Below are 12291 nucleotides of genomic sequence, written 5' to 3'. Positions count from 1 at the left end.
TTTTTAGGTACCTTTCATTTCAAATTATGTGGTGGATTGCTATGATTATCAAAACATTTTAGCAGAAATTAGATTCTATGGATGAGAAGCTCAGTCGATATAAGTTGCAATTAAGCACTTTTTTAAAGCAACAACCTACTTGGTGGATGCAGTATCTTAATCGTTGTATTGACGATCAAATCACTGTTAATGCTGGGTACTTGGCTTATGTGACCTTATTATCAATCGTGCCTTTAGTCGCGGTTGGTGTTGCTATTTTTTCTGCTTTTCCAGGATTCGAAAGCACGTTAGTGACCATAGAAAACTTCTTGTTTACTAACCTTGTGCCGACCTCTACAGATGTAATTAAAGAGCATATCAGCGCTTTTGCCGGTAATGCGAATAAAATGACTGCCGTTGGTGTGGGTTTTTTAGCGGCGGTATCTTTGTTACTTATTCGCAATGTCGATGCTACATTAAATCGAATTTGGCGTATTAAGAAAAAGCGCCCAATGATGATTTCGTTTGCCGTTTATTGGATGGTGCTTAGTTTAGGCCCTGTGTTATTAGGGGCTAGTATTGGTGTTACTTCATACATCGTGTCGTTAGTGTCGTTTGCCGATCAAGGTATCCCCGGCTTTAGCGGCTTTTTATTGAAATTATTACCTTACATAATTTCAATGATTGGCTTCATTATGCTCTATACTTTAGTTCCTAACACACGAGTTCCATTTAGAGCGGCAATTCCGGGCGCTTTGTTTGCAGCTATGTTGTTTGAGCTGACAAAAAAAGGCTTTGCTTTGTACATCAGCCACTTCCCATCGTACGAAGTTATTTATGGGGCGTTGGCGACAATCCCTATTTTATTTGTATGGGTGTATTTGTCGTGGATTGTCGTATTACTCGGTGCAGAATTTACTGTATGTATCAGCCCTGAGAATATCGAGGACACGCCTGATATAGAGGTTTAAATTCACTGCACCTAAGGAGAGCGAGGTGCAGTTACATCCACAATATGTTGCCAACCGTGATTATCACTTGAGTGTTGGCGATGGTCATCAAATCCATGTGCAAGAATATGGTGCGTCTACAGGGATTGCTGTGGTGTTATGCCATGGCGGGCCTGGTGCAGGTCTATGCCCTGAAAATTGCCGCTTTTTCGACTTAGAACGTTTTCGAGTGATCATGTTCAGTCAGCGCGGTTGCGGTCACTCAACCCCCCATGATAGTTCAACCAATACCACCTCAGAATTAGTTGCCGATCTCGAGTATTTACGCCAGCAACTGGGTATTGAAAAGTGGCTGGTGTGTGGTGAGTCATGGGGTGCCACTTTGGCACTTGTCTATGCTATTCATCACCAAGAGCATGTTGCAGGGCTTATTTTACGGGCTAGCTTTTTAGCTTGTAACAGTGACTTCGAGTGGCTTTACACAACAAAAGGAGCCGGCGCGCATTTTTACCCTGAGTGCTTTAATGAATTTGTACATGATTACACTGATTGGCGTGCCTTACTCGACTTTTATCAGCAGCAACTAAACAATGATGATCAAATTAAAGCCAGTAAATTTGCTAAGTTATGGTGTCATTGGGAGCAGGTGCTATGTCATGGTGAGCCGTTAACAAACTGGAGTTTACAGGAGCCCCATGTCGGGTTAAATCAAGCAAAGTTAATGGTGCATTATTTTCGTCATCACTGTTTCATTGAAGAAGGCTTTATCGCAGAAAATGCCCATCTACTGACTCATTTACCTATTTGGTTTATTCATGGCCGCGCCGATTTGATCTGTCGATATAGTGCCGTACAGCAGCTTGCTGAACAGTTAAATGCACAATTATTGATTTTAGATGGCATTGGGCACAGCAGTGATAATCAGGTATATTTGGCGGCAATGCGACGTGCCGCAGATTTAATGTATATCAAGTTATCGAGGGATCAATGCAAGGCTTAATTCAAAGAGTAAAACAAGCAAAAGTAGAAGTGGCAGGCGAAGTAGTTGGTGAAATTTCACAAGGTATTTTGCTGCTATTAGGTGTTGAAAAACAGGACACCGAGCAAAGCGCCCTGAAGCTTTTACACAAAGTCAGCAATTACCGCATTTTTACCGATGAACAAGGAAAGATGAATTTAAGTTTGAATGATATCAAAGGTGAGCTTTTAGTGGTTTCGCAGTTTACCTTAGCAGCCGACACTAAAAAGGGTATGCGTCCAAGCTTTTCAAGTGCTGGCACGCCAGAACAAGCCAATACACTCTATGAGTATTTTATTGCAGAGGCTAAAAAAGTAGGCTTAACAGTGGCTACCGGGCAGTTTGGTGCTGATATGCAAGTAAGCCTATGTAACGATGGTCCCGTTACTTTTAATTTATCTGTGTAATACCAACCCGCAATAATACTTAATCATTTTGAGGGATTAAACCTGTCGCTAACTGCGTTAAAAATCTCTCATTTGGAACAACTAAATAACGAAATTTTTGCCTTGTTATCAACGAGGTTTTATTGCCTCAAAATAGACTACTTAATTAAGCGAATTGGTATAAGTATTTTTATTTTTTGATCATCACGATGTGATTTACGTAGTCGGGGATTTTTACAATGCTTGGGCGCTTGCCAAACTCGGTGATTAGCAGGTGCTCAAGTTGCTTTAGTTGCGATGGGTGATTAGATAAAAAATTAATGAACAACAAGCCATCTTTTGCCATCGCTGCTCTTAGTTTGGTGTAAAACTGGTGCTTGTATAAAAATAATGGCGCATCTACCTCACTGAATAAATCTAGGATAATCCAATTGTATTCGTTGTTTTGCTCTAATACTTGCTGCGCATCAAAACAGTGCAGATTATTGGCATGGTCGCCACCAAAGTAACGTTTATAGCAGTGAATTATGTCGGGGTTTTTATCAACCGATGTCAGTTGGCTGTCAGGGTAGGTGTGCTGTAAGTAATTACGAATAGCACCACCGCCTAGCCCTAGTTCTAAAATCTTTTTAGGTTCCTCTAAGTCTTGCCAAAGCTTTGCAAGGTATTGTAAATGCGGGAAAAGTAATCTGGCAGGTCGGCGTTTTTCAATGACCGATTGCAGAGTTTCATTGATCAATAACCAGCGTAATTGGTTAAGTTGCCTAACTTGAATACTGTAATTGCCTTGTTTATGCCAATAGATGAGTTGCCCTAATCGGTGGCAGTCCTCAATAAAACTATGTTTTACTGCGCCACTGGGTTCAAGAAAATGTTCCATATTTCGGGCCTTTAGCTATTTATTTATTAAAATAATACAATTATTTCAGCATAGACCAGCAGGCTTAAAGTGCAATTGTGCATTAGTTTTTACAGCCAAGAATAATAATTTAGGCTGGGTCACCAAAGTATTATTCCAACTTGTTAGAAGATCGCGTATCGTAATTCGCATTGCAAAGGCCACGACAGAAAAACAACAGACAGTGGCTGAATTATCACAGGAGTTTTTATGTTTAAAGTGACCACCCCACAAAGCAGCGAAGATTGGCAAGCGTACTATTCATTACGTTGGCAGGTTTTAAGAGCACCCTGGGGCGAGCCGCGTGGTTCTGAGCAAGATGACTTAGAACAAGACGCAGAGCACCGCTTTATCAAAAATAATGACGGCGAAGTATTAGGCGTAGCGCGCCTGCATTTTAATAATCATCAGCAAGCGCAAGTTCGTTATATGGCGGTTGCTGAAGGTAATCGTAACCAGCATATTGGTAGCCGTTTATTACATGAATTAGAAAAAATCGCATGGACTCAAGATGCTGACGAGCTGGTATTGTTTGCTCGTGAGCGAGCTCTTGATTTCTATAAGCGTCATGGCTACGAATTAAAAGAAAAAGCGCACCTTGCCTATGACGATGTACAGCATTGGAAAATGGTAAAACAAAAACCCTCTGAGCCGGGTTGGTTCCGTCATCCAAACTGGACACAAGTACTGCAAAACACGTGGCGTGAGTCGATCCCAATCAGTGATGCGATGGGCATTAAAGTTGAAAGCTATACCGATTGGCAGTTTACTACCCGCGCTGATTTAGATGCGAACTTAAACCTTCATAACACTATGTTTGCGGGTTCAATTTATAGTTTAGCAACCTTAACAGGGTGGGGCGCAACTTACCTTGCGCTGAAAGAAGCAGGCCTTGAAGGAAATATCGTGTTAGCTGATGCCAACATTAAATACCTTAAACCACTCAATAACGACCCTCGTGGTAGTGTTGAGCTGGCTGGCTGTAAAGGCAAATTAGCTGATTTAGAAGAAAGTGGTAAAGCAAGCTACCACGTGCCAGTAAATGTATACGATGGCGATGTGTTAGTAGCAGAATTTGAAGGTCACTTCATCGTTAAAAAATAACGACTATTTAGAGCGAGCTAACTAAAGCTCGCTCTTCTTACAGTTAAAGTAAGTCAGTTAACAGAATACCCACACCAAAACGTTCAATATCGGCGTTGTAATCAATCAAGCTCTCACCATAACCATTAAAATATTGTGCGTAGCCACGTAATCGGCCCCAAAGAGGAAAAGACCAATCTAATTGGATTGCACCACGGTTATCTGAATTTAAGTTATTACGGGTCATAAAGCTAAATTCATGCTCGTTGTAACGATATGCACCCGAGAACTCAAAGTAACCCATGTATTTGTAGATATCTGGATTATCATCGCCACGGGCTTCTAGCTCATCGTCCTTTTTATCTTCAGGAATGCGATACCAAGGCTTAAAGCTAAAAACAAAGCCATCTTTTTCCCATAGGAAATCGGCATAGATACGGTTCCATGAACGTGAATTAGGCTGGCTGCGGCCATTCGATTGATGTGAGGCACCAATTGCAATTGCCATTTCATCGCCCCAAAGCACATGCTCAGGATCAAGGTAGTTCACCCAGAAGATCTCTGGTTCGTAATTTGTTTCACGAAACGGTGATGAAATATTTTTGTTGTAGAACTGCCAAAACGATTGCATGGTAAACGCAAAGAATACGCCCTGATCTTTATCTGAAAAGCCTTCGAAAATAGGCACTTTAATTGAAAGTTGATATTTCACTTCAAGATTATCAAGTGGCTCGCCATCAGTTTGCTCAGCAAGATCTTTTAAACCATCAAAAGGACGTTCATTCGGGTTAGATACGTATGAAAGCGGTAATATGTAGTTACGCTTATGTGGGGTGATCACATTACGGTTTTTCTTGCTCACTTCTTCACGGGCTTTACGCTTGTCTAAAGCGGTGAGCTTTTTACTCTCGTCTAAGTCTGAGCATTTTTTACGAAGTTCTTCGAGTGTTTGTTTACCGTCACCGCCAATCGCTTCGTTCAAAATACACTGCTTTACGAGTTCTAGCGCGTCATCTTGTTCGTTAGTTTGTGGTTGTTCAGTTTGAGCAAATACAGGTACAGAAAATAAGCCAGCGGCTGCCAGCCAAATGCGCCATCCCATTGCAGTTCCCTTTCAGTAGACTTGTAAGTAGGTATAATTATAACGATTTTTACATAAGTAACCGTGAACTTGTACTGAATTGTTGAAATTTTAGGTAAATAGAGAGCCCCAAGCTAAGCTTGGAGCCCTGCTGTAACGGCCTAAGGGCATAAGCCGTTGACTCTCACGCAATGAGAAGGGATGAGCTTATAGCTCAAATACGTTGGTAAAAAACTTATAAAGTTCGGTACCTTGATTCACGCTTGCTGAAGCAAAATGCAAAATAGCAATGGCGTCTTTATCAAAACTTAATGTTTGTAGCGGCTGCTCAGAAAGGTAGCGCTCCATTCTTAAAATGCGGGCGATAGGCTCACCAGCTTTAATATGGCCACCCAGTGGGGCAAGATACTCGACCATGCCACCCATAGGTGCGTAGTAAGCTACATAATCTTCAAGCATGCAGGCATAACGTGTCATCGCTTTTGGATGATACGCAGCATCAACTAATACCTCTTTTTGATTGAGGTAACTTAAAATGCTATTTGCATCTTCAAGTGCCGCACTTAAATCGATTTTTTCTTGGCTACCAAGTTCAACGGTAAATGCTTCGACTTGAACTGCAAATTCACGGCCTTGTTTGGCAAGCTCTTGAGATAACGACCACCATGGGCAGAAACTCGCTTCATCCATTGCGCCATCAAAATCACTTGGGATCAATAACACATGTTCGATGTTGAAGTAGCTTGCGCTGTCTTTGGCGTATTCAGGGCAATATAAGTGCTTACTTGAGATAGGCCCAGTGTGAAGGTCTAAAACGATATCAGCCTGGTGGGCAAGCTTTTGCAAGTTAAGAGCAATGCGCTTACCCGTTGTTAGGCTGTAATCAGGACCCGTTAATTGACTGTCGATGTCAGCAACGAGTGCCTGTTTAAATGCAGCTTTAAGGGTCGCATCATCACTGTCTTTATGCTGTTCAGCAATCTGTGACGGTAACGCTTTATTAAAGCGGTACATGCGGTTCCAGTTGGTGCCCGTGATTGGGTCGAAGCGACCTAAAGTAAACTCACCTGATTTTTGGTTGCAACCAATAGGGTTGGCATAAGGCACTAGGGTAATATCGCCGCGCAGCTTGAGTGATTTTAGCTGCTCAAGCAATTGATAAATTACTGCATTACCTTGTACTTCAGCGCCGTGCATATTTGCTTGTATATACACGTTTGGTCCCGTGCCATCGCCTTTTAAGCGATACACAGGAATTGTCAGTGGTAGGCCGTTGGCAATCTCGCCAACCACAATATTCTCTTGGCTGATTAACTCTTTACTCATGGTGATTACCTTAAATAATAGCTGGCATCTTCAGCGCTACGGATACACTCAATATTGCCTTGTTCAAGGATGTATTCAGCCGCTAATTCGTGGCATAAAAAGTACGGCATGCTTTCGGTAAAGCCGTATGCACCACATTGGCTGAATACCAACCAGTCTTGCTCATTTAAATCGCTCGCTAATTGGTGCTCACCTAAGCAATCAAGGGCGGTGCAAAGAGGGCCGTATAAAGTCATTGCCGCAGGCTCAGCCGTTGACTCGCGTAGTAATGCCGCAGGAAAATCTTGGCTTGTTACAGCAGGGCGAAGTAAATGGTTAATACCGCCTGATAAAATCACTTGTTGTTGATTGTAATTCTCTTTGCGCTCAACAACCGGCGTTGCGTAATGGCCGCATTCGCCCACCGCATAGCGGCCAAGTTCCATCCAAAGCTCTTTGACACCAGCATCTGCTTTAATAGCCGCCAGAGTCTCGATAAGTGCAGACCAATCGAGTCGGTTAGCATCTTGCGTATAAGGAATACCTAAGCCACCCCCTAAATCGAGAATATTAAGGTTAATATTTATTGAGCTTGCTAGCTGTTGTAATGGCGCAATCATCGCACGCCATAGCTCGGCGAGCTTGTCAGTACTTAGCATATTGCCCCATTGGAAAATATGCAGGCCATCAAAGCTAAGAGCTGGGTAATCACTTACAGTGAGTGCTTGCCACTCATCACAGCCCAAACCAAAAGGAGTAAGGCTATCGCCACCAAGAGGGTTCTTTTCGCTGTCTGGCCAACGAAGTTGTACGCGCAATAGAACTTGCAGCTGACAATTTGCTTTTGTTGCTTGTTCGTTTAACCAGCGAACTTGGTTAACGCTCTCGGCCACAAAAGTACGTACGCCGCGAGCAATGAAATGTGAAATTTGTTTAGGGCTCTTTGCAGGCCCTGTGTTGAGCACGCGCTCGCTATCGATGCCTTGAGCAAGTACTTGCTCAAGTTCACCTTTACTTGCAACATCAAAGTTAAACCCTGCGCTGTCTAAACATTGAATAATGCGAGACAGTGGGTTGGCCTTTACGGCATACCAAAGCTTCACATCGGTTTGCGCAGTCAGTTGATTTAAATGTGCAGTTAATTTATCTAAATCATAGATAAAAAATGGCGTATCAAGATGTGTTGAAACTTGTTCAACAGCTTGCTTGATGGGCGTGCTCAAAAAGCTCATTAACGTAAAACCTCTTCTAACAGTAATGATGCATCGCTTTGTTCATCACGGTATTTCACGATCAATGCACAAGACATGCTTAGACCTTTCTCGCGAGCCCATGCATTTGAAGCAGGGCGAGAGCCTGGGATCACAATCGCGTTTTCTGGGATGGCTTCACCTTTGTCTAGCTGGCGTTCGTTAACGCAATCGTAAACAGGAATAGTTGCCGATAAACGAACACCTGGCGCAAGTACAGCACCTTTTTTCACAACCACACCTTCAACAATAACGCAGCCTGCGCCGATGAATGCGTCATCTTCAATAACCACAGGGCTAGCACCAATTGGCTCAAGTACACCACCTAATTGTACTGCAGCACTTAGGTGAACATTTTTACCCACTTGTGCGCATGAACCCACTAATGCGTGGCTGTCGACCATAGTGCCTTCGTCGATGAACGCGCCAATATTCACATATGCTGGTGGCATGATAATGGTGCCTTTGGCAACGTGTGCGCCACGACGAACACTGCTACCACCTGGTACCATACGCACGCCAGCATCGGCTGCAAAGCCTTGTGGTGCTAAGTTGTGCTTATCAACAAAACCACCCGGGAACTCGGTATTTGTACCATTTTTAAAGGCTTCTAAAATGCCTTGTTTAACTTCAACATTGGCGTGCCAGTTGCCGTTCTCGTCTTGTGTTGCTGCGCGAACTGCGCCTGATTCTAAGTTGTTTAATAATTCTAACCAGCTCATGATAAAACCTGTTTTTAGTTCCAAGATAAAATTGTGTTGTTTGCGTGGGTGATGCTGTCTGTTTGCTCAAGCTCTAAATGCGTAAGCGGTGGACGTAAATGCGGGGTATTTATTTTACCTTGCAGGTGCATCAGTACTTTTACGGGGATTGGGTTTGCCACAGCGAATAAACTTTGGATTGCTTGCGACCAATCGGTGAATAGATTTGGGTATTGACCACTTAAACTGCGTTTAACAAACTCATGGGTTTGACTCGGCCAAGCATTCGCGGCAACCGAAACTAAACCTTTTGCACCCGCTTGAGCAAAATATGGCATAAGTGCATCATCGCCACTGAAAATAGCCAGTGTTGGTGATGCCGTTCTAAAGCCTTCAAATTTGCTAATGTCGCCACTGGCTTCTTTTAAGGCCCAAAGATTTTTGTGCTCAGCAAGGTTTTTGATCACCTGTGGTGAAATCTCAACTGCGCTGCGTCCTGGTACGTTATACAACATACAAGGGTGGTTACTTGCGTCTAGTAGGCTTTTAAACCAATGTGTTTGGCCAACAACCCCAGGTTTTGCATACAGAGGTGAACCTAACAGGTAGCCATGAATAGGTAGTTGGTTGCAGTATTCAACCCAAGCAATTTGTTGCTTAAGGTTCATGCCGCCCACAGCAACCATGAGTGGGACACTTGGTGCTAATTGACAAACATGTTCAACAATGGCTTGTTGCTCTTTGAGTGAAAGCGCCAGTCCTTCACCGGTACTGCCAAGCAATAAAATGCCGTTATTTGCATCTTGCTGCTCAGCGACCAGTTGTTCAAGGGCCGTGTAATCGACCTCGCCAGATTCAGAAAATGGCGTGACAAGCGCTGTCCACAATGGATAGTCGTTTAAATCAAAATTGTTGATCATCTCTCACGAACTTATAAGGTATTCGAAGAGTTTATGCGGGAACATTTGAATGGAGCCGCATGTCGTCGTTCGAACAAGGTATAATTCGAAGAGCGAATGGGCTTAAAATAATAAAGACGCGAAGGCCTTATTATACTAAGACCAGAAGCTCTCCACCAAACTAATCAATAGCGCTTTGCTATTGTTGGTGACAGTCGCTGGGATTCAGCCCAGTCGCCCGAAATAAGCACCTCACAAACGGTGTTACTTCTCGGCGTTAATTCCCCTCACGTATGATCAACAGAGTCTGTGCTCTTCCCATACGCTACCTGAATAACGCACCTCTTCCAGCCCTTTATGCTCGCTTTAAAGGTTAAAGCCAACATAGTTAAATAGGGTATTGGCGGCGATTAAAGCATTTTAGCCATCTAGGTGTCAAGGCGAAGGATTTGTTTTTTAGTGACCGATTTTGCAACATGGTTACGTATAAGCGTGTTTTTACGTACACTTAGCGTTAACCAAATAAATTGGAAAAATGATGGAAAAATTTAACGATATTTATCAGCGAGCCGTATCTCGAAAAGGCAGCGAAGAAATGCTGCATGCATTGTTATCAAACCCGCTCGATGATACTGATATTGCCAAAATGCATGACGATTTATGGTTAGAAGAGTTTACGCGTAAAGTCTTTCAAAGCGGTTTTTATTGGTCTGTTATCAATAATAAATGGGCTGGTTTTCGTGATGTGTTTTGGGATTTCAGCGTAGAAAAGTTGTTGATGATGCCGCCAGATATGCTTGAGCAAAAAGCCAGTGATGAGCGAATTGTTCGTAATTTTAAAAAAGTACAAACGATCCCAGAAAATGCGTACATGATCCACGAAGTTGCCGAAAAACATGGTAGTTTTAGCCAATTTATTGCAGATTGGCCAACTAACAATATTATTGGTTTGTGGGCCTATCTTAAAAAGCATGGTGCGCGTTTAGGAGGAAATACTGGCCCATACGCTTTGCGAGCGCTTGGTAAAGATACCTTTTTACTTTCTCGCGATGTAGAAGCCTACTTGCGTGCCCATGAGTTAATTGATGGCGGCTTACAAACTAAAAAATCGTTACAAGCAGCACAAAATTTTTTCAATGAATTACAACAGCAAAGCGGTTACAGCCTGCAGGCACTAAGCCAACTAGTGGCCTATGGTGTAGGCGATAATCGTGTAGGTGTAGCAACACGTTAAGGACAGTTATGAAACTGCAAACCCGATACACAGATATTAGTGAACTGCTTGCTATTAAAGATATGCCTAGCGCCGTTGCTAAGCCGCAATTACTGCTATTCAATGACAAACTCGCTGATAATTTTGCGATTAATCACGACAGCGAATTTTTAGCTAAATTGCTATCTGGGTCAGCAATAGATAAAGATGTTGCGCCAGTTGCACTTGGTTACTCAGGTCACCAATTTGGTCATTTTTCACCGCGTCTTGGTGATGGCAGAGCACATTTGCTTGGTGCTATTACAGATCAAAATGGCACGCAGTGGGACTTACAGTTAAAAGGTGCAGGAGCAACGGTATTCTCACGTGGTGGTGATGGTCGCTGTGCTATTGGTCCAGCTGTACGAGAGTACATTATGAGTGAGGCACTTCATGCTTTAGGTATCGCTACTACGCGTTGTTTAGCTGTGGTTACAACTGGCGAAACGGTATATCGCCAGCCACCTCGCCCGGGTGCAGTTGTCACTCGCTTAGCTAAGAGTCATATCCGTGTTGGCTCATTTCAATACTTAGCTACACAAGGTGATATAGAAGGGCTAGAAAAGCTAGTCGATTACGCAGTTGATTGTCACTTTCCTGACATCAGCAGTAATGGTGAGCAGCGTTATATTGAATTTTTAACCGCCGTGCTAGATAAGCAAATTGAGCTGGTTATCAGCTGGATGCGAATTGGCTTTATACATGGCGTTATGAATACAGATAATACTTTGATTAGTGGTGAAACCATTGACTATGGCCCCTGCGCGATGATGAATCAGTTTGACTTAGACACGGTGTTTAGTTCGATTGACCATCAAGGGCGCTACGCGTTTGGTAATCAACCCAATATTGCCAATTGGAATATTGCGCGTTTAGCTGAAAGCTTAATTCCTTTATTTACTGATCAAGATGCTGCCGTTGAGCAACTCTCACCGGTTGTGAATGGTTTTGCTGCTAAATTTAATGATGCATTTAATACTATGTGGCAGCAGAAATTAGGATTAGCAGGTCAGCAAGAAGGCGATCACGCTTTAGTTTCAGAGTTACTGGGGTTAATGAAGCAACACCAACTTGATTACACCAACACTTTCAATGCACTTACTGAATCTTTAGTGAAAGAGTTTGTTATAGATTCTAATTTAAAAGGATGGGTTTCAAAATGGAGGCTCAGAACATCAGCTGAAAGTTACAACACAATGCGAGCCGTTAATCCTGCAGTCATTCCGCGTAATCATAATATTGAAATGATCTTGGCTGAGTATGAAAAGACAGGATCTAGTTCATCAATCAATGAGTTTTTAAAAGTCATTCAAAAACCATATGAGTATGAGGAAGAATTTGCGGCATGGTATCAACCTCCGAAGGAAGGGGATTGTAATTACCAAACTTTTTGTGGTACTTAAGGGTTAATCTTTATGGTTGATAACAATTGTAAATGCTCATTTTTTTAAATCTGAGTGTTCGTTGATTGAGCAAGTTAGCTGCCAGT

At 42.7% G+C, this 12291-nt stretch carries 12 protein-coding genes and 1 riboswitch; of the genes, 6 read left to right on the top strand and 6 right to left on the bottom strand.

The window, feature by feature from the left end:
* Positions 1–77 precede the first annotated feature (77 nt).
* Genes PASHI_RS18725 through dtd form a run of 3 tightly spaced genes read left to right on the top strand, consistent with a single transcriptional unit; the run spans position 78 to position 2354 of the window.
* Complete coding sequence (locus PASHI_RS18725; RefSeq protein ID WP_054563457.1) at positions 78–950, top strand: virulence factor BrkB family protein; 873 nt, start codon at positions 78–80, stop codon at positions 948–950.
* Between the two features lie 25 nt (positions 951–975).
* Positions 976–1929 (top strand): alpha/beta fold hydrolase, encoded by a 954-nt coding sequence (locus PASHI_RS18720; RefSeq protein ID WP_062566664.1) that lies wholly within the window; start codon positions 976–978, stop codon positions 1927–1929.
* Positions 1917–2354 (top strand): D-aminoacyl-tRNA deacylase, encoded by a 438-nt coding sequence (gene dtd / locus PASHI_RS18715; RefSeq protein WP_062566663.1) that lies wholly within the window; start codon positions 1917–1919, stop codon positions 2352–2354. Before PASHI_RS18720 ends, dtd begins: the two co-directional genes overlap by 13 nt.
* Positions 2355–2523: 169 nt before the next feature.
* Here dtd and PASHI_RS18710 read toward each other — a convergent pair whose 3' ends face one another.
* Entirely contained in the window at positions 2524–3213 is a 690-nt protein-coding gene (locus PASHI_RS18710) for a spermidine synthase (RefSeq protein WP_054563460.1), read from the bottom strand.
* A 228-nt stretch (positions 3214–3441) separates the two neighbouring features.
* Between PASHI_RS18710 and PASHI_RS18705 the strand changes: the two genes are divergently transcribed.
* On the top strand, positions 3442–4335 hold the full coding sequence (locus PASHI_RS18705) for a bifunctional GNAT family N-acetyltransferase/hotdog fold thioesterase (RefSeq protein ID WP_062566662.1): 894 nt from the start codon (positions 3442–3444) through the stop codon (positions 4333–4335).
* A gap of 43 nt (positions 4336–4378) precedes the next feature.
* On the opposite strand, the gene PASHI_RS18700 is transcribed toward PASHI_RS18705, so the two are convergent.
* The 5 genes from PASHI_RS18700 to dapA form a co-directional block, all read right to left on the bottom strand.
* Positions 4379–5416: a phospholipase A gene (locus PASHI_RS18700; RefSeq protein WP_062566661.1), complete on the bottom strand. Its 1038-nt coding sequence runs from the start codon at positions 5414–5416 to the stop codon at positions 4379–4381.
* A gap of 186 nt (positions 5417–5602) precedes the next feature.
* Positions 5603–6721 (bottom strand): succinylglutamate desuccinylase/aspartoacylase family protein, encoded by a 1119-nt coding sequence (locus tag PASHI_RS18695; RefSeq protein WP_062566660.1) that lies wholly within the window; start codon positions 6719–6721, stop codon positions 5603–5605.
* Between the two features lie 5 nt (positions 6722–6726).
* Positions 6727–7932 (bottom strand): PLP-dependent decarboxylase, encoded by a 1206-nt coding sequence (locus PASHI_RS18690; RefSeq protein ID WP_062566659.1) that lies wholly within the window; start codon positions 7930–7932, stop codon positions 6727–6729.
* Positions 7932–8672 (bottom strand): 2,3,4,5-tetrahydropyridine-2,6-dicarboxylate N-succinyltransferase, encoded by a 741-nt coding sequence (locus PASHI_RS18685; protein ID WP_062566658.1) that lies wholly within the window; start codon positions 8670–8672, stop codon positions 7932–7934. The genes PASHI_RS18690 and PASHI_RS18685 overlap by 1 nt, the downstream gene beginning before the upstream one ends.
* Before the next feature lie 14 nt (positions 8673–8686).
* Positions 8687–9571 (bottom strand): 4-hydroxy-tetrahydrodipicolinate synthase, encoded by an 885-nt coding sequence (dapA, locus tag PASHI_RS18680; RefSeq protein WP_062566657.1) that lies wholly within the window; start codon positions 9569–9571, stop codon positions 8687–8689.
* Between the two features lie 137 nt (positions 9572–9708).
* A riboswitch (Lysine riboswitch) is annotated at positions 9709–9905 on the bottom strand.
* Positions 9906–10088: 183 nt separating this feature from the next.
* Between dapA and PASHI_RS18675 the strand changes: the two genes are divergently transcribed.
* Positions 10089–10784: a DNA-3-methyladenine glycosylase I gene (locus PASHI_RS18675; protein WP_062566656.1), complete on the top strand. Its 696-nt coding sequence runs from the start codon at positions 10089–10091 to the stop codon at positions 10782–10784.
* Between the two features lie 8 nt (positions 10785–10792).
* Positions 10793–12205: a protein adenylyltransferase SelO gene (locus tag PASHI_RS18670; protein WP_062566655.1), complete on the top strand. Its 1413-nt coding sequence runs from the start codon at positions 10793–10795 to the stop codon at positions 12203–12205.
* Positions 12206–12291: the final 86 nt, after the last annotated feature.

It is taken from the genome of Pseudoalteromonas shioyasakiensis (assembly GCF_001550135.1).
In the GTDB taxonomy this organism is placed as follows: domain Bacteria; phylum Pseudomonadota; class Gammaproteobacteria; order Enterobacterales; family Alteromonadaceae; genus Pseudoalteromonas; species Pseudoalteromonas shioyasakiensis.
This window is presented reverse-complemented; position numbering and strand designations above follow the sequence as displayed.